This window comes from uncultured Dubosiella sp. (assembly GCF_964018005.1).
Lineage (GTDB): Bacteria > Bacillota_I > Bacilli_A > Erysipelotrichales > Erysipelotrichaceae > Dubosiella > Dubosiella muris.
This window is the reverse complement of the sequence record NZ_CAXHOA010000003.1, coordinates 15,175-37,030: the sequence shown is the minus strand read 5'-3', so window position 1 is coordinate 37,030 and position 21,856 is coordinate 15,175. Positions and strand designations below refer to the sequence as shown.

At 50.5% G+C, this 21,856-nt stretch carries 23 protein-coding genes and 1 pseudogene; 15 read left to right on the top strand and 9 right to left on the bottom strand.

The genetic code is table 11. The features are described from left to right. Positions 1 to 32: 32 nt before the first annotated feature. From ABNS49_RS03010 to ABNS49_RS02995, 4 genes are all read right to left on the bottom strand, one after another. On the bottom strand, positions 33 to 440 hold the full coding sequence (locus tag ABNS49_RS03010; RefSeq protein ID WP_168353575.1) for an Rrf2 family transcriptional regulator: 408 nt from the start codon (positions 438 to 440) through the stop codon (positions 33 to 35). Between the two features lie 47 nt (positions 441 to 487). Next, entirely contained in the window at positions 488 to 1,594 is a 1,107-nt protein-coding gene (locus ABNS49_RS03005) for an SdpI family protein (RefSeq protein WP_135980157.1), read from the bottom strand. Then, a complete protein-coding gene (locus ABNS49_RS03000) occupies positions 1,557 to 1,859 on the bottom strand; it encodes an autorepressor SdpR family transcription factor (RefSeq protein WP_135980155.1) in 303 nt (100 codons plus the stop codon). Before ABNS49_RS03000 ends, ABNS49_RS03005 begins: the two co-directional genes overlap by 38 nt. Before the next feature lie 63 nt (positions 1,860 to 1,922). Next, positions 1,923 to 2,252 (bottom strand): helix-turn-helix domain-containing protein, encoded by a 330-nt coding sequence (locus ABNS49_RS02995; protein ID WP_135980154.1) that lies wholly within the window; start codon positions 2,250 to 2,252, stop codon positions 1,923 to 1,925. Between the two features lie 177 nt (positions 2,253 to 2,429). Between ABNS49_RS02995 and lon the strand changes: the two genes are divergently transcribed. After that, positions 2,430 to 4,781 (top strand): endopeptidase La, encoded by a 2,352-nt coding sequence (gene lon, locus ABNS49_RS02990; protein WP_135980152.1) that lies wholly within the window; start codon positions 2,430 to 2,432, stop codon positions 4,779 to 4,781. 73 nt (positions 4,782 to 4,854) lie between these two features. Continuing rightward, positions 4,855 to 5,763 carry a hypothetical protein gene (locus ABNS49_RS02985; protein ID WP_135980151.1) on the top strand — a complete coding sequence of 303 codons (909 nt, stop codon included), beginning with the start codon at positions 4,855 to 4,857 and terminating at the stop codon, positions 5,761 to 5,763. A 33-nt stretch (positions 5,764 to 5,796) separates the two neighbouring features. On the opposite strand, the gene ABNS49_RS02980 is transcribed toward ABNS49_RS02985, so the two are convergent. Together ABNS49_RS02980 and ABNS49_RS02975 are read right to left on the bottom strand one after the other, a co-directional pair. Beyond that, on the bottom strand, positions 5,797 to 6,954 hold the full coding sequence (locus ABNS49_RS02980) for an amidohydrolase (RefSeq protein WP_135980150.1): 1,158 nt from the start codon (positions 6,952 to 6,954) through the stop codon (positions 5,797 to 5,799). Between the two features lie 36 nt (positions 6,955 to 6,990). Then, positions 6,991 to 7,224 (bottom strand): hypothetical protein, encoded by a 234-nt coding sequence (locus tag ABNS49_RS02975; protein WP_135980149.1) that lies wholly within the window; start codon positions 7,222 to 7,224, stop codon positions 6,991 to 6,993. Between the two features lie 173 nt (positions 7,225 to 7,397). On the opposite strand from ABNS49_RS02975, the gene ABNS49_RS02970 reads away from it, so the two are divergent. The 8 genes from ABNS49_RS02970 to ABNS49_RS02935 all read left to right on the top strand — a co-directional run bounded on the left by ABNS49_RS02970 (position 7,398) and on the right by ABNS49_RS02935 (position 13,241). Continuing rightward, complete coding sequence (locus tag ABNS49_RS02970; protein ID WP_168353574.1) at positions 7,398 to 7,748, top strand: acylphosphatase; 351 nt, start codon at positions 7,398 to 7,400, stop codon at positions 7,746 to 7,748. A gap of 46 nt (positions 7,749 to 7,794) precedes the next feature. Next, on the top strand, positions 7,795 to 8,274 hold the full coding sequence (locus tag ABNS49_RS02965; protein ID WP_135980147.1) for an S-ribosylhomocysteine lyase: 480 nt from the start codon (positions 7,795 to 7,797) through the stop codon (positions 8,272 to 8,274). Positions 8,275 to 8,566: 292 nt separating this feature from the next. Then, positions 8,567 to 9,283: a LytTR family DNA-binding domain-containing protein gene (locus ABNS49_RS02960; protein ID WP_135980146.1), complete on the top strand. Its 717-nt coding sequence runs from the start codon at positions 8,567 to 8,569 to the stop codon at positions 9,281 to 9,283. Then, entirely contained in the window at positions 9,280 to 10,116 is an 837-nt protein-coding gene (locus ABNS49_RS02955; protein ID WP_135980145.1) for a GHKL domain-containing protein, read from the top strand. The genes ABNS49_RS02960 and ABNS49_RS02955 overlap by 4 nt, the downstream gene beginning before the upstream one ends. Positions 10,117 to 10,127: 11 nt before the next feature. Next, positions 10,128 to 10,907 carry a hypothetical protein gene (locus tag ABNS49_RS02950; protein ID WP_135980144.1) on the top strand — a complete coding sequence of 260 codons (780 nt, stop codon included), beginning with the start codon at positions 10,128 to 10,130 and terminating at the stop codon, positions 10,905 to 10,907. Then, entirely contained in the window at positions 10,904 to 11,680 is a 777-nt protein-coding gene (locus ABNS49_RS02945; protein WP_135980143.1) for a hypothetical protein, read from the top strand. Before ABNS49_RS02950 ends, ABNS49_RS02945 begins: the two co-directional genes overlap by 4 nt. Further along, positions 11,677 to 12,462 carry a hypothetical protein gene (locus ABNS49_RS02940; RefSeq protein WP_135980142.1) on the top strand — a complete coding sequence of 262 codons (786 nt, stop codon included), beginning with the start codon at positions 11,677 to 11,679 and terminating at the stop codon, positions 12,460 to 12,462. The genes ABNS49_RS02945 and ABNS49_RS02940 overlap by 4 nt, the downstream gene beginning before the upstream one ends. Then, positions 12,462 to 13,241, top strand: a complete 780-nt coding sequence (locus ABNS49_RS02935; RefSeq protein WP_305084937.1) for a hypothetical protein — start codon at positions 12,462 to 12,464, stop codon at positions 13,239 to 13,241. Before ABNS49_RS02940 ends, ABNS49_RS02935 begins: the two co-directional genes overlap by 1 nt. 9 nt (positions 13,242 to 13,250) lie before the next feature. Here ABNS49_RS02935 and ABNS49_RS02930 read toward each other — a convergent pair whose 3' ends face one another. Then, positions 13,251 to 14,303, bottom strand: a complete 1,053-nt coding sequence (locus tag ABNS49_RS02930; protein ID WP_288342359.1) for a Gfo/Idh/MocA family oxidoreductase — start codon at positions 14,301 to 14,303, stop codon at positions 13,251 to 13,253. A gap of 134 nt (positions 14,304 to 14,437) precedes the next feature. Between ABNS49_RS02930 and ABNS49_RS02925 the strand changes: the two genes are divergently transcribed. Continuing rightward, positions 14,438 to 15,301, top strand: a complete 864-nt coding sequence (locus ABNS49_RS02925; RefSeq protein ID WP_135980139.1) for a MurR/RpiR family transcriptional regulator — start codon at positions 14,438 to 14,440, stop codon at positions 15,299 to 15,301. A gap of 61 nt (positions 15,302 to 15,362) precedes the next feature. Here the strand turns inward: ABNS49_RS02925 and ABNS49_RS02920 are convergent, their stop codons facing one another. Both ABNS49_RS02920 and ABNS49_RS02915 read right to left on the bottom strand, forming a co-directional pair. Then, a complete protein-coding gene (locus tag ABNS49_RS02920) occupies positions 15,363 to 16,097 on the bottom strand; it encodes an NAD-dependent protein deacylase (protein ID WP_305084938.1) in 735 nt (244 codons plus the stop codon). 113 nt (positions 16,098 to 16,210) lie between these two features. Next, positions 16,211 to 18,787 carry an AAA family ATPase gene (locus tag ABNS49_RS02915; RefSeq protein WP_135980137.1) on the bottom strand — a complete coding sequence of 859 codons (2,577 nt, stop codon included), beginning with the start codon at positions 18,785 to 18,787 and terminating at the stop codon, positions 16,211 to 16,213. 285 nt (positions 18,788 to 19,072) lie between these two features. Between ABNS49_RS02915 and ABNS49_RS02910 the strand changes: the two genes are divergently transcribed. From ABNS49_RS02910 to ABNS49_RS02895, 4 genes and pseudogenes are all read left to right on the top strand, one after another. Beyond that, positions 19,073 to 19,270, top strand: a complete 198-nt coding sequence (locus ABNS49_RS02910; RefSeq protein ID WP_135980136.1) for a hypothetical protein — start codon at positions 19,073 to 19,075, stop codon at positions 19,268 to 19,270. A gap of 167 nt (positions 19,271 to 19,437) precedes the next feature. Further along, the gene (locus ABNS49_RS02905; RefSeq protein WP_135980135.1) at positions 19,438 to 20,064 is read left to right on the top strand and encodes a hypothetical protein; all 627 of its coding nucleotides are present in this window, start codon (positions 19,438 to 19,440) and stop codon (positions 20,062 to 20,064) included. A 135-nt stretch (positions 20,065 to 20,199) separates the two neighbouring features. Then, on the top strand, positions 20,200 to 21,150 hold the full coding sequence (locus tag ABNS49_RS02900; protein ID WP_288342363.1) for a hypothetical protein: 951 nt from the start codon (positions 20,200 to 20,202) through the stop codon (positions 21,148 to 21,150). Positions 21,151 to 21,493: 343 nt separating this feature from the next. Beyond that, a pseudogene (locus ABNS49_RS02895) lies at positions 21,494 to 21,856 on the top strand (hypothetical protein); the annotation flags it as partial.

The window sequence follows — 21,856 nt, the reverse complement described above, 5'->3', positions numbered from 1 at the left end:
TCCCTTTTTTCCGGCTTTTCCGGTTTTCTCATTTATTTTGTCTTTCCCAGAATCAAGTCATGCAACGTATACGATGCGTACACCGCGTTGATTTTTCGCTGGACGTCTTCCAGCGCGCCATGAATGCGGCACGGCTCGTTTTGCGCCTGCGTCCATTCGCAACAATGACCCTCGCGCAAGCAAAGATTGATCGCTTCGTCCTCTTCAATGAGCCGAATCAAATCGAGCAGCGTGAAATCGCGCAAATCCCCCGCCAGCCGGCATCCGCCTTTGGAGCCCGGCAGGCTTTGCACGAGTCCCGCGTTGCGCAACAAGGCGACGATCTTATACGCGAAAGGCTGCGGAATGCATTCGCTGGCGCACAAAGCTTTCATCGAGTACAATCCGCCATCCGAAAGCGTCCGTAAAATACGCAATGCGTAATCTGTTTTCCTGATCATGATTCCACCTTCCTTTATGTCCAGTTTACAAACGTAGACCATCAAAGTCAATTATAATGAAAAGCGCTTTCATACTTGGCTGTTTTTGTGGCATGATCGACAAAAAAAGCCGCGGAAACTCCGCGGTGATCCGTTTCTTTTTCTTGCCGGATTTGACGATAAAGCGCCTTTGTCTTGCTTGGACTCGCCTCGTTGAACACAATCGTTCCCTCTTTCGTTTGGATCACGATCACGTCCCCGTTTCCTTTTGTGTAGCGCGTGTAGCGGCCAAACGCGTCGTTTTCAAACCGTCCCATCAAAATCGAGCGCGCGTCGTAGCCATTCACCCGCGTTCCCGGCGCGCTGTCCGGCTCCATTGTGATGGATTCGATCTCGTCAAACGGTACGACCGTGTCGGATACGAAATTGGCGTCCAGCGTGATTTGTCCGCGGTCGACTCGCACGGTATAGTCCCCGGCAAAAACGATCACCAGGGCGAAAATCAAAGGCGGAACGCCAAGGATTAGCCAGAGCAGATTTTTCTTGTCGAACGGCTTCGGTTTGGAAAACACCACACCTTGCGCCTTTTGAACCCTGGCGTACTTCCACGACACGAACACGGAAAGCCCCGAAGCGATCAAGGCGAGAACGACGATGACGCCTGTCCCGTTTGGAAAAAAACACGCGCCCAGCATGATCAGACCGCAAACGACCCAAATGCGGCCGCCAACGCGCTGCGTGTAGTTCCAGTTGTCCGCGTTTTCCAGCGCCCAGCGCGTCCGGATCCCGATCATTTCATTTTGCGAGATCTTCGGCAGCAAATTGCCGCAGACCAAAAAGATCAGGGCGAGCATGCCGTTGACAAAAACGAGTCCGTTCCAGTTTGGAAAATATTCGAGCCCGACAAACATCGCGCACACCGCCAAACTGATCATTGGCTGCAAAAACAGCGTCCAGCGCACGACGTCCGGCTTCATCGTTTCAAACCGCCCTTTCCAAATGCCCAAATACGCGATAAGCCAAAACATGCCTAGCGTCGTGAGCGGAAAGACAAACTGCCACGTGATTCGCAGCACGCTTTCCGAACTGACCGGCAGAAAAAAGCCAAGGAAAAGCGGAAGGACGATGAGCAGCGAGTCAGCGAGAAGTTCTTTTCGATACGACTTGGCGTTCATAGCGTTCTCCTTTCAAATCCTGCATCCATAAAATAACTTCCTCAAGCACCGACGTGTTCAGCGTGTACACGATGTATTTCCCGTGCCGCTCGTCACGGATGAGATCCGCCTTTTTCAGTACGGACAAATGCCGGGAAATCGCGGGTTGCGAGATGGAAAAATGCTCGACGATTTCCTGTACCGTCATCGAACGCTGCTTGAGCAAGTTGAGAATCGAGCGCCGAATCGGGTCGTCCAGCGCCTTGAGTGTTTGATCCAAAGCCATGTTTTCCTCCTATAACATATAACTTATTTGTTATTGATATTATAAAGAGAAAAGAGGACGCTGTCAATCGGTTTCCTCTAAAGAAAGAAGCGTTTCGCCCCAGGCGCAAAACGCCTGGACGATTGGCAAAAGCGCGCCGGACACCTCGGTGAGCGAATACTCGACCCGGGGCGGAATCTCGTTGTACTGGACACGCGCCACAAGCCCTTCCTGTTCCATTTCCTTCAAGGTGTTCGACAGCATGACGTTCGTAATGCCGAGCGCCTTTTTCAGTTCGTTGTAGCGCAGCGTCCCGTTTTCGCACAACACATACAAGATTGGCAGCTTCCATTTTCCCTCGATCGCCCGACACGCCACGCGCATCGGGCACGTTTCATCCGTAAATACAATCATCTCTTAACTCTTCTTTCCTTTTTATTCACTATACCATACTTCATTACAAAAATAAACAAGGTAAGTTTTCTATGTGTATTTACATTTTTCTTATCATGAGTTATAATACACTTACTTTAAGCACTCCATCGTTTAAAGTGCCAAAAAAAGGCAAAATGGAAAGAGAGGAAATTTTCTATGAATACAAACAACGAAACGGCTGCCGCTGTGATCGTGCCCGTCTTCGGCACTCTCCTATTGCCGAACACGACGATTCAGCTTCGAAACTTGAGTCAAGACGACGTGGACCGCATTCGCGACGAATCGTTCATCGCCGGACTCGTTCAAGCCGAGCACACAAAAGACCACTGGAGCGCCGCGGATTTTCACCCTTATGGCATCCGCTGCGAAATCACCTCCATCGAATACACGAAAAAAGGAACAAGCGTCTGGGCGAAGGCTCTCGAACGCGTCAAAATCGAGCACGTTGTCGAAGGACGCTTTCCCGCTTGCGCCTACACGATACAGCCGGAAAGCGACGATTTGCCGGCGCGCTCCACGCAAGACATGCTGGAATACATGCGCTCCATCGTCCGCGACATGGCCCAGGCGTTTCGCGGCGGCGAGGCGATCGTTGCGCGAGCCGAGGAAATCGCCTCGATCAACGAGTTGATCGTCTATGTCGCCCAATACATGCCGCTAACCCAAAGCGAGCGCTACGACTTGCTGCGGACCGACTCCTTGAAAGAGCGCGCCCTGTCGTTTATCGACTTGCTGCTGCGCCAAAAGGAAGTTGTCGCCATCAATTTGGAAATGAACGAGAAATTCACCGAGCAAGCCAATAAGACGTATCGGGAACAGGCGCTGCGCCGGCACATTGAGGCGCTGCAAAAAGAGCTCGCCGAAACGACTGGCGAATCCGAAGACGATCCAAACGACTGGCGTTCCCGCGTTTTGAGCGCCCGCCTTCCTCACGATATCGAGCAGGCGCTGCTGGACGATGTGGCGAAGCTGGAATCAGCCTTCGCGCCCAACAGCAGCGAGCAGGACGTCTTGCGGACGTATCTGGAGTTCGCCCTCGCCCTGCCTTGGGAAAAACAGCCTTTGTCCTTTGCCGATCTGGCCCAGGCCCGGCAAATCCTGGACAGCCGGCATTACGGCATGGATAAAGTAAAAGAGCGAATCATTCAGCATTTGGCGATCATGCGGCTGAAAAACTCCAACAAAGGGAGCGCGATTTTGCTTGTCGGCCCGCCCGGCACGGGAAAAACATCGCTGGGCAAGTCGATTGCCGAAGCGCTGGACCGGCCGTATGTGCGAATGAGTCTGGGTGGCGTCAAAGACGAGTCCGAGATTCGCGGTCACCGGCGCACGTATGTGGGCGCCATGGCCGGCCGCGTCCTCCAGTCGATGAAACGCGCGGGCGCGACCAATCCCGTCATGATTCTCGACGAGATCGACAAGCTGATGCAAGGCGGCTTTAGCGGCGATCCGGCCGCGGCCATGCTCGAAGTGCTCGATCCGGAACAAAACAACACGTTCACCGATCACTATTTGGATTTGCCGTACGACTTGTCAGACGTGCTGTTTATCGCGACCGCCAACAGCGTGGATTCCATTCCGGCCCCGCTGCTCGACCGCATGGAAGTCATTTCGATTTCCAGCTATACGGCCGAGGAGAAATTCCACATCGCCAAAGACCATCTCGTTCCGGCCGTTTTAAGCGAGTCGGGCGTTTCGCCGGAACAGTTCGCGATCACGGACGAGGCGATTCGCTCTCTCATTGGCGGCTACACGATGGAAGCGGGCTGCCGCGGATTGAAAAAGCAGATCGCGGCGCTTGTCCGCTCCCAATCCGAACGCATTTTGGAAGGCGGCGACTCGATTGTCGTTTCCGAAAACGACCTCGAGCCATTGCTTGGACCAAAAAAAGCCCGCCACGAGCAAGTGAAGGAAAGCAACCCAGCCGGCGTCGTCACAGGACTGGCCTGGACGGCGGTCGGCGGCGAAGTGCTCTTCATCGAAACGGCCGCCATGCCCGGAACCGGACAAACCATTTTGACCGGCCAGCTCGGGGACGTCATGAAAGAGTCGGCGCGCATTAGTTTGAGCGTGCTCAAATCGAGAATGCCGGCTTTGACGAGCGGATTGAAAGCGCAGGACTTGCACATCCACGTGCCGGCTGGCGCCACGCCAAAGGATGGACCGAGCGCGGGAATCACTTTGTTTACGGCGCTGGCTTCCCTCGTTTTAAACAAACCAGTGGACGCGCGCATCGCGATGACGGGCGAGCTGACGCTGCGCGGCGACGTGCTGCCGATTGGCGGCCTTAAGGAAAAGCTGTTTGGAGCCCAGCGCGCGGGTGTCGTCAAAGTTCTCATTCCATGGGACAACCAGTCCGATCTGGCTGAAGTGCCGCAGGAAATCAAGGACAGCCTGACGATCGTCCCTGTGAAAACCGTAGAAGACGTCTTGCGCGAAACGCTCGACCTTGCCTTGCCGCAACTGGCGCAGGACAATCGCGTCCAGACTGCCATGCCATTGCAGTAAAGAACCCGAAGACAGTTTCCCGTCGAAACTGTCTTTTTTGTATGCTAAGATAAGAAAAAAGGAAATGAGCGCGATGAAAAAATGGAAAACGATTGGAATGGCGTGCTTGCTTGGCGGGATGGTTGCGTGCGCCCGCCCCGGGCAAGCCGGCAGTCCGTATATTTTGAAAAAAGACATGCCGCATTTGGCGGATCGTTCCATCCCCCAAGTCCACAAAGGCTACTATTTGGCGCAGCAGGACGACGGCCTCCTGCATATTTTGGACAGTGAAGGCAACGAGGCGGGACGAACGACGTATACCCACGCCTTATGGATCGAGGAGGACGTGCTGCTTCGAACAAGCGATGGCGATTCCCAAAGTTTCGACTACGCGACCGGGAGAAAAAAGAAAGAGGCGCTGGAAGGCATTGGCGGCGTCGACTCCAACGTGCTCGCGTACGACCCGGACAGCGAAAAAGTACGGTATACGACCACAAGCGATTTGCTGGATCCAAAGGGGGCTTCGTGGACGGACATTCCTTCGGATCTCTTTTCAAGCGAGGCGTATATCGTTTACGATCTGGACGATGTGGCGCAAGGAAAACTCGATGGCGCGTACCGGATTTGGAACCGGCAAACCGGCGAAGTGTACGGACCGCTTCAAAACGCCGTTTACCACCATCAAAACGACTTGTTTCAAAACTATGGCCTTTCCCGCTTTTACGCGCCGGTCCAAGGCATGTATCCCGTTCAAACCGACGATGGGTTTCTGGTGATTGACGGCGGCAAAATGTGCGGACCCTTTCAGGACGCCTTCCCGGTTGGCAACGACGCCGTCTTTGTTCGGGACGGGCAAACGCCTTTCTTGTTCGATGAAAGCCATCCGAACGGAGTCCGTCTGCCGCCAAACGCATTGGACGCCAGCGCCACCAACAAAAAGACGGTTCTCGTGCGCGAAAGCGATGGCTGGAAGCTGTACACCGAACCATCCGACACCTTATAAAAAGGCGATTTTCTCAAACCCGCCTTTTTTTATTTATTCTTTGTTCCCGGCTTCCAAAATATCGGCTACGCTCCACGTCATGGCCAAAACCGCCTGCCGTAAACTGGACCGGGCCAGCGGGCCGTGAACCGCCTCGAGAAATCCGCTCTCGTGCGCGTAGACAGGTGGAACCATGCCGGTTTCGAGTTCAAAATACATCGTCGGCACGACGTGGGACACGTTGCCGATGTCCGAGCTTCCACCCGGATACTCGGGTTCGTAAAACCGCTCGATGCCAAGACGGCGCAAATTGGCTTCGACAACCGAGCAAAGCGTTTCGTCGTTGCGCAATTCGTCAAACGAGTTTTCAAAAAAGCGCGTTTCCATCCGCGCGCCGGTCATCGCTTGCGCGCCTTGTCCAATGGCTTGCAGCGTGGACGTCAGCGTTTCGACCTCTTGGCGGGTCGCGTCGCGGACATAAAAGCGGCACGCGGCGTAATCGGGAACGATATTGCACGCCTGCCCGCCATCGGTAATGATCCCGGCGACGGAAGCGCTTTTTTTCCAGTAGGGCCGGCGCGCGTTGATGCCTTGAAAAAGCAGCAAGACGGCTTCAAGCGCGTTGATGCCTTGCTCAGGCGACATGGCGGCGTGGGCGGCGCGGCCAAAAAACGAAAACTCGATGGAATCCATCGCTTGCGTTTTCGGGCGGACCATCGTATGGCCGCCCAAATGGGCCTGGAGCACGAAATCGACGTCGTCAAACGCCCCGTTTTGAACGAGCTCGCATTTTCCTCCCAACGTTTCCTCGGCCGGCGTGCCAAAGACGACAAGACGAATGTCCCGGGAAGAGAACACGCGTGAAAGCGTGATGGCGCTGCCAAGCGCGGTGGCGCTAATCCAGTTGTGTCCGCAGGCGTGCGCCCATTCGTCATGGCCCGGCCCGTAGCCTGGGAGCGCGTCGTATTCGGCTAAAAACGCGATCGTAACCGGCCCGCTTCCCCATTCGGCGCGAAACGCGGTCGGCATGCCTTGGTACGCCCGCCAAACCTTGAAGCCGTTTTGTTCGAGCCGGTCGCTTAAATACCGGGCGCACACCTCTTCTTTTCCTCCCGGTTCGGGATGGGCGAAAACAAATTCGCTAATTGCCTCAAATTCGGACAGCCCTTGATCGCATTGCGTTTCGATTTGGCTTTTGATTGACGTTTTCATCGTGGACCCTCTCTTCTATTGCTATCAGTATAACACTTACCAGCCTACGATTTTCAAGATGGCGAGTATAAAAAACAAAAGCGCGATGCCGGACAAAAGCCCTCCGGCGGTCAGCTTGATGTTTTTGACGCCATACGTCGAACGGGTGTACACGTACAAAAAGATGCCGAGGATCGAAAGCAGCGCGAATGGATTAAAAAGCCATGAAACGACGCCGACGCCCAGACATACCCAGGAGAGCGTCTCGCTGTTTTTGGTTTGGTTTGACATGGCAAAACCTCCTTTTTACGGATCATATCATAAGTATTGTATTGTCTTCGATTTTTTCTGGCAATTATACGAAAAAGACAATATTCTTCCAGCTTTTGCCAGCCTTTTTTCTAAAAAAGAAATCCATCGCTTGTTTTGAAGAATGGTATAATAAAGAAACGAGGAGAATCCCTATGAATTTCTTTAAAAAATATCAAACCAAATATCCTAAAAATCCGGTTGCGAACGCGTACGATTCGCTGCCTACAGACGACATAGTCCGCCGCCGCTATCATTTTACCGGAACGGTGCAAGGCGTCGGCTTCCGGGTTGAAATGTGGCGCCGGGCGATCAACATGAAGCTGGCGGGCTGGGTCAAAAACAACGAAGATGGCTCGGTGGACGCGGAACTCGAAGGGCCGAAAGCGCGAATCGACGCCTTGATTTCCCAAATGGAAAGCATTCCCCGGATTCGAATCCAATCGGTGGATGTGCAGACGCTTGAACCGGTTGGCGCGTCCGATTTTGAAATGCTGAATTACTAGAAATTTGAAAACACCTTTTCGATCAATCAAAAACAAGGAGGAACCGATGGAAAAAATAGCGAGCTTTACTGTGGATCATTTGAAATTGAAACCCGGGATTTACGTTTCCCGCAAAGACCATGCCGGAAACACGACGCTGACGACGTTCGACATCCGCATGACAAGTCCCAACGACGAGCCGGTGCTCAACACGGCAGAAGTCCATACGATCGAGCATTTAGGCGCCACGTATTTGCGCAACGATCCGGACTGGAAAGAAAACGTCATTTACTTTGGCCCTATGGGCTGCCGGACCGGTTTTTATTTGATTTTGGCTGGCGACTTGGAATCCGAGGACGTTGTCGAACTCGTCCGCTCCCTTTTCGCCTGGATCGCCACTTTCGAGGGCGATGTCCCTGGCGCGAGTCCGAAAGACTGCGGCAACTATCTCGATATGAACTTGCCCATGGCCCGTTTTGTCGCCCGGCGCTACCTTTCGCAAACGCTGGATTCGATTGGACCGGATTCCCTTCACTATCCTCAGTAGCAAAAAGCCGGATTTTTACCTCCGGCTTTTTTTTGAAACAAGATTCAAACAGCTTCCCCACAAAACAGTTCTCGTCTTCTAAGTATATCTTACCGATTTTTATGCGATTTGTCCCCTCTATGTCCCCAAATGCACGCTTTTTGACCCAAAAAACATAAGAACCCGCCAATTCTGCCTTTTTTGATCCAAATATATAAGTATTAAATTATAATTTCCGTGTTTATTTCAAGTTCCGCTTCCTTCTTTTTTTCGCTTGAATTATAATTTTATTTATAAAGAAAGTAGGAATTTTATGGATTATGAAATCAATCTTTGCGAAGACGATCCCGTGCAAAACGAAAAGCTCATCGACTGGCTTCGCGCCCGTTTTCCGGAAGGCGCCATCCATGGATTTACCGACGAGAACGCGTTGATCGCGCACATCCAAACCGCGCGCATCCCGCGCATCGTACTCATGGACATCATGCTCAAAAACGACGTCAGCGGAATCGAAACCGCCAAGACCATTAAGAAAATCGACCCTTCGTGCATCCTCGTGTTTTTAAGCTCGTATTTGGAAAAGGCGTGCGACGTGTACGAAGTCGACCATTGCTATTTTGTTTACAAACCACAAAAAGAAACCCGTCTGGAAGCGGCGATGCAAAAGGCGGTGGGGCTGCTGAAAAGCCGGCCAAAGGAAATCGTCGCCCACACCGGCACTTCGACGATTCGGCTCGATCCCGACAGGGTGCTTTATTTGGAGCGCATCAAGCGGTACACGCTCGTGTACTGCCGGACGGAAACGATCAAAGTCAAAGAGGATTTGGAAACGCTGATCCGGCAGCTTCCCGATTCGTTTCACCGCTGCCACCGCTCGTTTGTCGTCAACTTCCGTTACGTCCGCTCTTATATGGTTCACGATTTGAAAATGGACGACGGCAAGCTTCTTTCGGTTTCCAGAGGCTATATCCAGCCGATCAAGACCTCCTTTCATCGCTATTTAACCGATCCAAAGGAGGGAATTTTATGAAAAAACGCTTTTCTTCACCGCGCTTCAACGTGGCGATGTATTTGTTGTTCGAAGCCGCGCTCATCGTTCTCATTCCGCTTGCCAACCGGACGATTCGCATCACCTTCGCTCCCGGATGGGTTCTTTGCGTTCTCGCGCTTTTTTGCGGTTCGGGATTTTTCGCGGTCCGGCTCATTCGCACGCTGCTGGAGGAAATGCAGGAAGACACCCGCAAGGAAGTGCTCCGCGCGCAAAACGCGATTCAAAAAGAACATCTTTTAGCGACGATGAAAGCCGAGCAGGACATGGCCAGACTGCAGGAAAAACTAAAAACCATGATGAAGGATATCCCGCAGGACGAGATGGTTCGACGGGCGAAAATCGACGAGCTTCTTCACGAGGAAGCCGATTCGCTGTTCGTCAACTATTGTCCGCACAAAATCGTGGACGCCTTGCTTTACCATAAATCGCTTATTATGAAATCGCATGGCATCGACTACTCGATTGTCGCGGCCGTGCCCGCTGAGCTGAATTTGGATGGTTACGCCATTTTAAGCGTCCTTTCCAACTTGATCGACAACGCCATCGAAGCGGTGCTCGCCTTGGATAAAGACCGGGTGATTGACATCCACTTGCATACGCGTGCCAACGTGCTCGTCTGCCAGGTGGAAAACACCATTCCGGCCCACGCGGCGCTGGTCAAAGGCCGTTCCACGAAAAAAGACCAAAAACAGCACGGCCTCGGCCTGGCGATCATCGAGCACACATGCAAAACCCACAATGGATTGTTTACACACGAAACCGATGGAACCCGGTGCCGCTGCACGGCCACGCTGTGCGAAAACAACGGGTGAAGGAGGTCGCTATGCCACTCTGGTACGCCGCCGCGCTGGCTTATCAATCCGCGCTTCACGCTATCTTTTTTATCGTCTTTCTCAACGGCAAGCATCCGGCCCGCGCGTTTGGGATTTTGTGGACGCTGCTTGTATTCGTCTTGTTTCCGATTGGTTCCTGGATTGGCGAATACGACCTTTTTATCAAAAACGCGTTTTTTTGCGGGTCCCTTGTTGTGCTTTGCCGGTTTCTGTTTCGCGACCAGAAAATGAGAAAAATCATATTGGCTGTGCTGCTTTATGAAATCATGCTCGTGCTCTTTGAAATCCTCGCCGTTCCGACGATGTATCTTCTTTTTGGTTTCGTGCCCGATTTGCGCATGTACGGACCGATTCAAAAAGTGTTCACGTTGATTGCCTGCATCTGGCTGGCCGTGTTTGTTTTTGGGACGCTTTCTGTCGTTTCCAAAGCGCCGTCCGCCCATACGAAAATGTTCTGGTATTTGGCTTGCCTGCTCTTTAACGTCATTTTGCTCGTGTTGGCCGTTTGCCAGATTTTCATACCGTACAACCCTTCGTTTTTCGAATCCAGCTACTGGGGCGTGGTCGCGGTTTTGATTGGCGCCAATCTGGCTACTCTTTTTTCGCTGACTCGCGTGATTCGGCGGGAACGGCAGCGTCAAGTCGCGGAACGGCTGGAATACGAATACAAGAAGCAGCTTCTTCTTTATATGGAAAACGACCAGCGCGAGGAAGGCTGGCGCCGGCTGCGTCACGATTTATTGAATTTCTGGGAGGAAAACCAGTCATGACGCTTTGGTATGCCGCGCTCGTTGGATACCAGGCGCTGATTTCCTCTCTGTTTTTGACACTTTATTTCGACGCTCCGCGAAAAAGAAAAACTGGACTAGGCTATATGGGCATTTTCGTGTTGGTGCTGTTTCCGCTGGACACGTGGCTTTTCGCCCGGCAGCCCATTGTGAAAAACGCGGCGAACGCTTTGATTTTATGGTTCGCCAGCTCGCTTTTGCTTTGGGATGTCCCGCGGTTTGTCCTTACGTTTGGAATCGTCCTGCTGGAAATCGGTTACTTTCTCACGGAGGTGGTTTTGATTTTGGTCTTGTACCTCGCGTTTGGTTTTGTGCCCGATCCATCCACTTTGGATCAAAACCAGCTTTTGACTTACACACTTGGCTCGTTGGGCGCCACCTTCGTCTTCTTTGTTTTGCTCGCCATCTTTTCGAAAAGAGTCACCGCCAAAATAAAAGTCGCCACGAATGTGGTCTGGCTGCTTGTATCCGTGATTTTGACCGCGCTATGCGCATCCCTGCTGATTTTGTCTTTCGATCCGCTCGCATACAGCCTTTTAACGGGCTTTATGGTTGTCTTGATGGCCGGTATTCTCGGTTCGCTGCACCATCATTTCCACGCGGCGCGCCGTCAGCATACGCTTTCGGGGCTGGAACGGGAATACAAAAAACAGCTGGCCTTGTACGCCAGTCGCGAAAGAGACGCGATGGCGTGGCGGCACTTGCGTCACGACTTGCTGAACTTCTGGGAAGCGGCAAAGGAGGAATCCAGATGACATCCGCTTTTTTTGTTGTGCTGCTTTATCAAAGCGTCGTGCAATCCGCGTTTTTCGCGCTTTACTATCCTTCGCCTGAAAAACGGCGGCTCTTTCTGTTTTATTTGGGATTGTTCATGCTGGTTCTCTACCCGCTCGACACGTTGTTTCCAGCCACGTGGCCGCTGCTAAAAAACATATTCAACTTCGGACTGCTTGTCGTCGCGAGCCAAATCGTATTTCGCTCGTTGAAAAGGCGCACGATCATCATGGCGACGGCGTTGTACGAATTCGGACTCGTGCTTACGGAAATCGTTTCGGTTTTCGCGTTTTACGTCTTTACCGGCCACAGCCCGGATCCAACACGGTTCAACGTCGATCAAAGCTTTATGTATGCCCTCGGTTCATTCGCGCTGACCATCGTGTATCTTGTCATGCTTCAAGTGTTTCCTAACGGACTGGTGACCCGGAAAAAGGGATTTTTGTATTTGCTGGGCATGCTGCTGAACGTTGGTTTTACGGCGCTTTGCGGCGCGTTCATCGTCGTCCCAGACGAGCACGTGTTCTTCGCCCGTTCCTATGGAATCGCGCTGGCGTTTCTTTTCGTTTTTAACGGGGCAACTTTCGTTTCTTTGCGCCGGTTTATCCGAATCCAAAAAGCGCAAAGCGCACAACGCGCATTGGAATCCGTCTATCAAAAACAACTGGCCTGTTATGTGCGTGACAAGTCTGACGAGCATGTGTTGCGCCGGCTGCGCCACGACTTGCTGAACTTCTGGGAAACGACAAAGGAGGAATCCTGATGCCCGGCTGGTACATTGCGGCGCTGTTTTACCAGTCTGCCGTTCAATCGGCTTTATTCGCCTTGTATTTGCGCGCCAAACGACCATGGCGTCAATTTCTCGTTTTATGGATCGCGTTTGTGGGCGTCATCTTTCCAATCGACTTGCGGCTGGCTGAAATGGATTTAATCATTAAAAATCTCTTCAACTGCGTCTTTCTTGGCGTGTTGTGCCGGTTTCTTTTTTGGCAGGAAACGACAAGAAGAATCGTTTTCGCCGTTCTCTTATATAAAACCGCGCTTGTGCTCGTCGAAATTTGCGGCATTCCGATGCTGTATCTCTTGACGCGAAAAACAACGGACTTTTCGGCTTTTGACAACGTGCAAAAAATCATGACTTGGATCGCGTGCGGATGGATGACGCTCATCGTTTTCGCTTTGCTGCAAATCTTTTCCAAAACGCTGACTGCCAGCACGAAAATGATCACATATTTGGGCTGCCTGCTTTTAAACAATATTTTGCTCGTGTTGTGCGTCTGCCAGCTGCTTGGAACGAGGCGGGATGATTTTTTTTCCGTTTCCTATCCATTCGTGGTGGCGATCCTGCTCGTTCTGAACGTTTTGACGCTTTTCTCGCTCTCCCGCTTTGCGCGGCTGGAAAGATTGCGCCAAAGCCAGCTGCGCCTGGAAACCATTTATCACGGCCAGCTGCTCTTTTATTTAAATAACGAGTCTTCCAAGGACGGATGGCGGCGGCTGCGTCACGATTTGCTCAATTTTCTGGAACAGGACAACGAATAAAAGCGAAGATCATTTTAAATCCTCGCTTTTGTTTTCCAAACCGGCGCACGCGTTTTCGAGCAGGCGCATGAGCGCAATCGTTTGTTCCGGCGTTACAAGCTGTTTTTTGCCTTCAACGATCGTATCGTAAACCGCCTCGTAAAAACTGGAATACCGGCTTTCGACCGTCGGCACCTTTTCCTCGTGATACGCGCCTTGTTCATCGTAGTATATGAGCGTGCCAAACTCGAAAGGCCGGTCTTTTCCAAAATCCGGATGTCCTTGCGGAAAGTAAAATCGTTTCAAATCTTCCTCCTGCCGGTCTTCCGTTTCTTTGATAAACATTCCCTTCGTCCCGTATGCGATGAACTTCGGCCTCGCCTTCGCGCGAAAATAACTGGATTTCACGGAAACCTTCAAGGGCTCTTCGTAAAATAAGTCAAAATCGAAATAATCGTTCATCCGGCCCGCGCCAAGCAGCGAGCGAACATCCCCGACAACGCGTTGGGGATTTCCAAAGAGCGCCAGCATTTGGTCTAGCGTGTGGCAGGCGTGTCCGTATACAAACGAGCTCATGCGCGAATACGATTCGACAGCTTGCGGCACATCCGGCCGGTAATAGTCATAATGCAATTCCACTTCGAGCAGCGTACCGAGCTTTTGACTTTCGATCACGGCTTTCATCGTCAGGTAGTCGCTGTCGAATCGCCGGTTTTGATAGCCTTGCAACATGACGTCTCGCTCGCGGGCTAAAGCGAACAATTCAATGGCTTGGGCGCTGGTCATGGTAAAAGGCTTTTCGACTAGCGTGTGCTTTCCGGCCAGCAGGCTTTGTTTCGCGAATTCATAATGCGTGTCGTGTCTGGTGGCAATCACGACAAGCTCAATCTCGGGATCCAGCAGCACGTGTTCCATTTGGTTCGTGTAGCACACACCCTCTATTTCAGCCCACGAATCCCGGGCATGGTTCCGGCTATAAATTGTTTTGATTTTGAATTTTTCGGGTAGATCCAGCAAAAACGGCGCGTGGTAGCGATTTGCGCTTTTTCCATTGCCAATCATTCCAACTTGAATGGTTCTCATCTTTCAACACTCTCCTTTTCGCTTTTATTGTACCCGATGGCGCTGAAATCCGGTTTCGGGTCTTTACGCTTTCATGATAAAATAATGAAAAACCACGAAAAAATTTGAAACGAAATTTTAGAAAGAGGAACGCAATGCTTATTCGGGAAAAAATCGAGCGTCTGGCCCAGGAAGTCCACGACGCGCGTAGCGCGGTCGCCCGCTTTCTATTGCTGGAAGCCAACGCACTAGAAAACATGTCGATGCAAGAAGTCGCCGAAGCGACCTTTACGTCCAAGGCGACTTTGGTACGGGTCGCGAAAGCGCTCGGATTTTCTGGCTGGACCGCCTTTCACAAGGCGTATGTTTTCGAAAGAAAGGAAACGGAACGGTTGTTCGAGGGGGTCGACACAAACATTCCTTTTTCAAAGCAGGATCGCACCGCGCAAATGCGTAGCCACTTGGCGCAAATCTATATGGAAAGCGTTTATTTAACGAACGATTTGTGCGAAGACGCCGCGTTGGAAAAGGCGGCCTCGATTTTGGATGAAAGCGAGCGGATCGTTGTTTTGGGCATTGGCGCCAACCGCTCTTTGAGCCGGATCTTCATTCAAAAAATGGTAAAGCTTGGAAAACGTGTCGACTTATGCGAGCCGGCCGACGCCCGCTATTTCGTCAACACATTGACTTTTCGTGACTGCGCGATTTTGATTTCCTATTCCGGAATGCCGCCTCAAAGAGAGCCGATGGCTTTAATTCCGCTTTGTCAGGCGCGCGGCGTGCCCATGATCGCTTTGACAGGACGGCACGATAACGTTTTGCGGCAAAGCGCGGATGTCGTTTTGACGATTTTTTCCAAGGAAGACTGGTTTGCGAAAATCGCGTCGTATTCTTCGGAAGTTTCCATTCTCTTTTTGCTCGATTTGCTGTATTCGGCTTATTTTGCCCGCCACTATGACGAGCATTTGTCCTATCGGATGGAAAACGTCCGCGCCATAGAACAAGACAAAACGTTCTAGCCGCCGTTTTATGAAAAAGAAAAGAGAAGCGCGTTTCTACTTCTCCTTTGATCTTTTCTGTTTATCCATTGACGGCTTCGTCGAGCACTTTGCCGATGGCGTCGTGAATGACCAGTGTCGCCTTTCCATCCATTGGCGTGCTGTCCCGGTTGATGAGGACAAGGTTTTTTCCTCGAAAATACTGAATGAGTCCCGCGGCCGGATACACAACCAGGCTTGTGCCGGCCACGATGAGCGTGTCGACGTGCGAGATGGCGTCCACCGCCGCGTAAATGACCGATTCATCGAGCCCTTCTTCGTACAGCACGACGTCGGGCTTGATGATGGCGTTGTCCACGTCGCATCGCGGAATGCCGTCCTGATCACGGCGCGCGATCGTTTCCTCGAGCGTAAACGCCTTATGGCAGCGGGTGCAGAAATTGCGGAGCACGGAACCATGCAGCTCAAGCACGTTCAAAGAACCGGCCTTTTGATGCAGGCCGTCGATGTTTTGCGTAATGACGGCTTTGAGCTTTCCTTCCTGTTCCAGCTTGGCCAGCGCGGCATGCGCTTTGTTGGGAACGGCGTCTTGATAAATCATCTCGTTAAAATAAAATTCAAAAAACTCCTTGGGATGCTGGGTGTAAAACGTGTGGCTCAGCATCGTTTCCGCCGGATAAGGATACTTTCGTTTATACAGCCCGTTGTCGCTGCGAAAGTCGGGGATGTGGCTTTCGGTCGACACGCCGGCTCCGCCAAAAAAAACGATATTGTCGGATTTCTCAATGATATCGTGTAACTGCTTGATTGGATTCATACTGTTTCCTCCTTGTTTCTTTTATTGTAGTCTTCTTTTTCCTCGATGCAAAGCGGGATCGTTCTGGCTGGAAAAAAGCCGGAAATCGACTTCCCGGCTTTGGTTTTGAGGATTTACTTTTTGTTTTTTGTCACTTTGATGTCGTAGTGTCCATCGCGGACGTCGATGCGGATCGTCGCGTCCTGCATCGCGCCTTCTTTGATCATTTGACGGGCGATTTCCGTCTCGATCTGACGCTGGATGTACCGTTTCATCGGACGGGCGCCAAACAACGGATCCACGCCATTTTCCGCGATCCGGTCGTAAACGGCGTCACTGACATGGACAGTGATGTCTTTTTCTTTCAAACGCTCGATGAGTTCGCCCATGAACTTGCGTGCGATCTTGACAAAGGCTTTGTCGTGAAGGGCGTTGAATACGACGATTTCGTCGATTCGGTTGATAAATTCCGGACGGAAGTGCGCTTTCACCGCTTCCATGTATTTCTCTTGAAGAAGTTCCGGTTCGTTTTTGTATTCGAACGCGTACTGGCTTCCCAGATTGCTCGTCAAAATGATGATCGTGTTTTTGAAATCAACCGTCACGCCTTTGGAGTCGGTGATTCGTCCGTCATCCAGAATTTGCAGCAATACGTTAAACACATCCGGATGCGCTTTTTCGATTTCATCGAACAAGACGATCGAATATGGATTGCGGCGTACCGCTTCGGTCAGCTGTCCGCCTTCCTCATGGCCGACGTATCCTGGAGGCGCTCCGATCAAACGGGCGACGCTATGTTTCTCCATGTATTCGGACATGTCGATTCGAACGATGTGGCGCTCGTCGTCGAACAGCTGTTCGGCCAAAGCTTTGGCGACTTCGGTTTTTCCGACACCGGTAGGACCGAGGAACATGAACGAACCGATTGGACGGTTTTCGTCCTGGATTTGCGCTTTCGATCGTAAAATGCAGTCGACAACAAGTTCGATCGCGTGGTCTTGTCCTACGACGCGGCGCTCGAGAACCTTTTGCAGGTTGAGCAGCTTTTCGCGCTCGCTTTCGACAAGACGGGTCACTTCCACACCGGTCCAGCGGGAAATGATTTTGGATACGAGTTCCTCGTTGACGGTTTCCTGAATCAAGGCGCCTTCATCGTTTGGCAATCCGCCATTGTCTTTGTTGATGCGCGCTTCCAGTTCCGGAATGATCTGGTATTGCAGTTTGGCGGCATCCTCATAGCGAAGGTCGTTTTGCGCTTGTTCCAGATCGAGTTTCGCTTTTTCAAGCGCGAGCTTGTCTTCCTGCGCCATGTTGAGAATGCGTTTCTCGTCTTCCCATTTGGAGTGGAGCTCGTCGCGCTTTTCCTGAAGCTTGCCCATTTCCTCTTCGATTTCGCTGCGGCGTTCCACGGCTTTTTTATCCGTTTCCGACATGAGCGACGTCTTTTCGATTTGGAGCTGCATGATCTTACGTTCCAGTTCGTCGAGTTCCTGCGGCATGCTTTCCATTTGGACTTTCAAAGTCGCGCACGCCTCGTCGACAAGGTCGATGGCCTTGTCCGGCAAAAACCGGTCGGTAATGTAGCGGTCGGACATTGTGGCGGCGGAAACGAGCGCGTCATCCAAAATACGGACACCGTGGTAGCCTTCGAAGCGGTCTTTCAATCCACGCAGGATGGCGATCGTATCTTCGACGTTCGGTTCACGGACGTTGACTTTTTGGAAACGACGTTCCAGTGCGGCGTCCTTTTCGATGTATTGACGATATTCATTGAACGTGGTGGCGCCAATCATATGCAGTTCGCCACGCGCGAGCATTGGTTTGAGCAGGTTGCCGGCGTCCATCGACCCTTCGGTCTTTCCGGCGCCGACCAGATTGTGGATCTCGTCGATGAAGACGATGATCCGGCCGTTGGATCCTTTGATTTCATCCAATACGGCTTTCAGGCGTTCCTCGAACTCGCCGCGGTATTTCGCGCCGGCGATCAGGGAACCCATATCGAGTTCGATCAGAGTTTTATCTTTTAACGATTCAGGCACGTCGCCTTTCATGATTCGCCAAGCCAGTCCTTCGACGACGGCGGTTTTACCAACGCCTGGCTCACCGATCAAAACCGGATTGTTTTTCGTTTTCCGGGACAGGATTTGCATCACGCGCCGGATCTCGTCGTCACGGCCGATGATCGGGTCGATTTTTCCTTCGCGCACTTCGGCGACTAAGTCGCGTCCGTATTTTTTCAGCGCTTCCAGATTGTCTTCGGCGTTTGGCGTATCCATCTTGCGTCCGCCTCGACGATCGAGTTCGGCTTGCTCGCAAGCTTTTTCCGTCAAGTTGAACGTTTGAACGAGACGGCGGGAAATATAGGAACGGTTGAACATCAACGCAATCCACAGTGTAGCTACGGATAAGTAGATTTCATCGTGCTGACTCGCCCATTTTGCCGCTTTGTCGATTGATTTTTGTACCTCGTTCGACAAATTGATGTTTTGAGAAGAGCTCTTCACGATCTTTTTTTCTTCATCCGCAATGATCGTCAGGGCGAGTTTCTTGTCCACATTCAACCGGTCGAACAAACCGTCGAGAATGTCGGCTTTGAACATCGCTTCCAAAACGTCGATCGTATCCACGGAAGCGTGTTGATTCGCTTTCGCGTCGTTGACGGCGTTCATCAGGATCTTTTGCAGATTCTCGGACATTTTTTCAAAATCCATAGAAGTCCTCCTTACTTGAGATTACTTTCATCTTTAAAATCATTATAGAACGCTGGTTTTTTCACTTCCATTCATTTGCTTTTTGTTCCCTTTTGTCTTTTCATCCTCCTCGCTTTCTTTTTGGATGTGGTTTTCCTCTTTTTTATTTTATCCGATGAAAGAATGGAAAACACGTCTTTGTTTTTAAATATTTTTCTTTTTTTATCATACTAACTTATATTTTAACCTTTCTTTTTCCATGGAAAAGAAAGCAGTTTGGTATAATAGAAAAAAGGGGGAATTTGTATGTTGACGCTTTGTGGTGTTGTTTGCCTGATCGCTTCCATCGCGCTTCAAATCACGTTGTTTATTTTGAAAGCCAACGGGGTGGCCGGCATCAGTCCGGGCTACTTTTTGTATAGCGCCTTTTTGTTCGCGCTGGCGGTTTATTTGTGGATTCTGGGCGCCCGGGAACGACATTGGAAAGAAGAGCGTGATTGTTGATGGAACTTGGATTGTTTGTTTTGATTTTGACTTTCCAGTCCGCGACCATCGCTTTCTTTTATTCGCTGTTTTTTTCTATGAAGCGAAGGTTCTCATTTTTTTGGAAAATGACATTGTTCATGATGATCGTGGTGTACCCTGTGAACAATCTAATCCCAAGTCGCGCCATGATTTTCCGAAACGTTTTCAACTGCGCCCTGGAGTTTTTGTTTTTATGCCAGACGATCCGGCAGGAGCCGAAAAAGCGGTTGCTTTTCGGTATTTTGCTTTGTCAAATCGCTTTAGTGGTTTCGGAGATTCTAGCAGTTTCTTTCACCTACTTTCTTTTGCATCGCCCGCCGGAATTGGCGGAATTCGACGCGTTGAACATGGGCGACATGTTTTCTGTCTATTTGTTCGCTTCATGCCTGCTTCTTCTCTTGTTGTTTGGCATGATTCGCGGGTTTTCCAAAGCCCGGCTTGCGAGCGTGCAAATGAGCGGATATTTGATTTCACTCATGCTGAATGTGATTTTAGTCGCTTTATGCGCCTGTCATATTTTCGAACCCTTCAACGTGTTGTTTTTTCTAAAAAACTACTGGATCGTTCTTGGCGTCTTGTTTATCATCAATTTGTTTACGTTTCTTTCCTTGTTTCACTATGTGAAGCAGGAGAAACAGAAAAAATCCATGGAATTGCTGGAAAACGAATATGTCACGCAAATGCGCTTTTATTTAGAAACCGGGGCTAACGAGTCCGCCCTTCGACATTTTCGTCATGATTTGTTGAACTTTTTGGAAAAGCAGCAGTTTTAGGAAAACGCTTTGTTCAAGTGTGATGTTTTCTTTAAAATCGGAAACATTCACTTTTTTCATTTTTTCTCCCCTTTTCCTCCTTTTTGTCGTATAGAAAGGTGTAGAGGTCTTTCTCCTACGGAAAGGAGAAAAGCTATGCCAACAAACTATGACAAAATTTCCACTCTCATTGACCGGCTTCGTATTTTGGATTCGGGATTGTTTCAAATGATGTTCCACGACGATATTCCGCTTGTCGAATTCGTGTTCCGGACGATTTTGGATGAACCGGATCTTGTTTGTGTGGATGCCAAAGTCGAATATCGTGTCATTAACAGCTTGAAAGAGCACGATGGCGTCTTTGACCTGCATGCTGCGATGAAAGAAAACAAAATTGATATTTTGGAAATGCAGCGCAACGGCCGGCTCGTCATTTTGTTTCCGCGAATGGAGTTTTATGCGGCGCTGACGTTTATCGCCGCCTTGAACAAAGGAGCGAGCTATGAGCAGATTCCGGATGTGACGGTCATCTTTTTTACCGAAACGGATGTATTTGGAATGAATCTACCCAAATATACGTTAGGACGTAGTATACTGGAAACAGGAGAAGTGGTCGACACCCATTTAAAAATCGTTTGTGTCAATGGAGCTTATGAAAAAACGGACACTGCGCTGGGAAAACTGATCCACGATTTCCGGCAGTGCAATCCAAACCAGCTGTTTCATGATAATTTGCGGGATAAAATGCGACAAGTCAAATATGGAAAGGAGCGAAAAAGTATGATGACGTTTACCGATTCGGTGTGGGAAGAAGTCCGCGCGGAAATGCGGGTGGAATTGCGTGACGAAGTGAAGCGCGAAGTCAAAAATGAGATTCGTGACGAAATGAAGAGCGAGATTCGCGACGAAGTGAAAAGCGAAGTCAAGAACGAGATTCGCGACGAAGTGAAAAGCGAAGTCAAGAACGAGATTCGCGACGAAATTTCTCAAGCTGTAAAAATTCAGCTCGCTCAAAAAATGCTTGCGCGCAACCTTCCCATTGCGGAAATTGCCGAGGATACCGAGCTTTCCATCGAGCAAGTGCGCGCGCTCCAGCAAAATCTATAGATCCAAACAAAACGCCCTGTGCCTACGATTCAGGGCGTTTCTTTTTGGAGAAAGGAAGTAAAGTCATCAAATTCTTTCAAAAACATCCAATTTTCGATTGTGTTATTCAACATCATTCAGTCAATGCCTGTAAAAAGCACTCTTTACCAAAAAATAAAAACCGACGAATATGGCAAGTTTTTAGAATTTTCAAAAATTTTAAAAAATAATGTCCGGTTTTCCCTCGTTTTGTCGTATATAAAGGTATGAAGGATTTACTAATTTATAACTTCGTTCATTGGGAAGGAGGGAAAAACGATGCCACAAACAACAAGATTTGAAAACGAGAAAGGAGAAGCAAAAAATGGCGTATCCGTTTGGACCATCGCAAAAACGCGATTCTTCTCCCGATGCTGTGCTACAATGTAAGCACAAAGACACGTCTTTGGCGCAAGCTTTGCACGACACGTCGATGCAGTCCCAATACGACGCGGCGTGCAAACGGCTGTTGTCCGAAAAAATCGTCCTCGCCTGGATTTTGAAGGAATGCGTTCCCGAATACCGGGAAGAAACGATTGACGACATTATGAACAAGTATATCGAAGGGACGCCGGAAGTGTCCTCGGTGCCGGTGCAAGGATCGCGCATCCAGGGAGGCAATACCGAGGATACGGATCTACACGAAGGAACGATTCGCTACGACATCTTCTTTCGGGCCCTGCTTCCC

What these genes read in the sequence shown, in the direction of transcription:
- ABNS49_RS03010 (WP_168353575.1), bottom strand. Translation starts at nt 440, where the DNA reads ATGATCAGGAAAACAGATTACGCATTGCGTATTTTACGGACGCTTTCG.
- ABNS49_RS03005 (WP_135980157.1), bottom strand. Translation starts at nt 1,594, where the DNA reads ATGAACGCCAAGTCGTATCGAAAAGAACTTCTCGCTGACTCGCTGCTC.
- ABNS49_RS03000 (WP_135980155.1), bottom strand. Translation starts at nt 1,859, where the DNA reads ATGGCTTTGGATCAAACACTCAAGGCGCTGGACGACCCGATTCGGCGC.
- ABNS49_RS02995 (WP_135980154.1), bottom strand. Translation starts at nt 2,252, where the DNA reads ATGATTGTATTTACGGATGAAACGTGCCCGATGCGCGTGGCGTGTCGG.
- lon (WP_135980152.1), top strand. Translation starts at nt 2,430, where the DNA reads ATGAATACAAACAACGAAACGGCTGCCGCTGTGATCGTGCCCGTCTTC.
- ABNS49_RS02985 (WP_135980151.1), top strand. Translation starts at nt 4,855, where the DNA reads ATGAAAAAATGGAAAACGATTGGAATGGCGTGCTTGCTTGGCGGGATG.
- ABNS49_RS02980 (WP_135980150.1), bottom strand. Translation starts at nt 6,954, where the DNA reads ATGAAAACGTCAATCAAAAGCCAAATCGAAACGCAATGCGATCAAGGG.
- ABNS49_RS02975 (WP_135980149.1), bottom strand. Translation starts at nt 7,224, where the DNA reads ATGTCAAACCAAACCAAAAACAGCGAGACGCTCTCCTGGGTATGTCTG.
- ABNS49_RS02970 (WP_168353574.1), top strand. Translation starts at nt 7,398, where the DNA reads ATGAATTTCTTTAAAAAATATCAAACCAAATATCCTAAAAATCCGGTT.
- ABNS49_RS02965 (WP_135980147.1), top strand. Translation starts at nt 7,795, where the DNA reads ATGGAAAAAATAGCGAGCTTTACTGTGGATCATTTGAAATTGAAACCC.
- ABNS49_RS02960 (WP_135980146.1), top strand. Translation starts at nt 8,567, where the DNA reads ATGGATTATGAAATCAATCTTTGCGAAGACGATCCCGTGCAAAACGAA.
- ABNS49_RS02955 (WP_135980145.1), top strand. Translation starts at nt 9,280, where the DNA reads ATGAAAAAACGCTTTTCTTCACCGCGCTTCAACGTGGCGATGTATTTG.
- ABNS49_RS02950 (WP_135980144.1), top strand. Translation starts at nt 10,128, where the DNA reads ATGCCACTCTGGTACGCCGCCGCGCTGGCTTATCAATCCGCGCTTCAC.
- ABNS49_RS02945 (WP_135980143.1), top strand. Translation starts at nt 10,904, where the DNA reads ATGACGCTTTGGTATGCCGCGCTCGTTGGATACCAGGCGCTGATTTCC.
- ABNS49_RS02940 (WP_135980142.1), top strand. Translation starts at nt 11,677, where the DNA reads ATGACATCCGCTTTTTTTGTTGTGCTGCTTTATCAAAGCGTCGTGCAA.
- ABNS49_RS02935 (WP_305084937.1), top strand. Translation starts at nt 12,462, where the DNA reads ATGCCCGGCTGGTACATTGCGGCGCTGTTTTACCAGTCTGCCGTTCAA.
- ABNS49_RS02930 (WP_288342359.1), bottom strand. Translation starts at nt 14,303, where the DNA reads ATGAGAACCATTCAAGTTGGAATGATTGGCAATGGAAAAAGCGCAAAT.
- ABNS49_RS02925 (WP_135980139.1), top strand. Translation starts at nt 14,438, where the DNA reads ATGCTTATTCGGGAAAAAATCGAGCGTCTGGCCCAGGAAGTCCACGAC.
- ABNS49_RS02920 (WP_305084938.1), bottom strand. Translation starts at nt 16,097, where the DNA reads ATGAATCCAATCAAGCAGTTACACGATATCATTGAGAAATCCGACAAT.
- ABNS49_RS02915 (WP_135980137.1), bottom strand. Translation starts at nt 18,787, where the DNA reads ATGGATTTTGAAAAAATGTCCGAGAATCTGCAAAAGATCCTGATGAAC.
- ABNS49_RS02910 (WP_135980136.1), top strand. Translation starts at nt 19,073, where the DNA reads ATGTTGACGCTTTGTGGTGTTGTTTGCCTGATCGCTTCCATCGCGCTT.
- ABNS49_RS02905 (WP_135980135.1), top strand. Translation starts at nt 19,438, where the DNA reads ATGATTTTCCGAAACGTTTTCAACTGCGCCCTGGAGTTTTTGTTTTTA.
- ABNS49_RS02900 (WP_288342363.1), top strand. Translation starts at nt 20,200, where the DNA reads ATGCCAACAAACTATGACAAAATTTCCACTCTCATTGACCGGCTTCGT.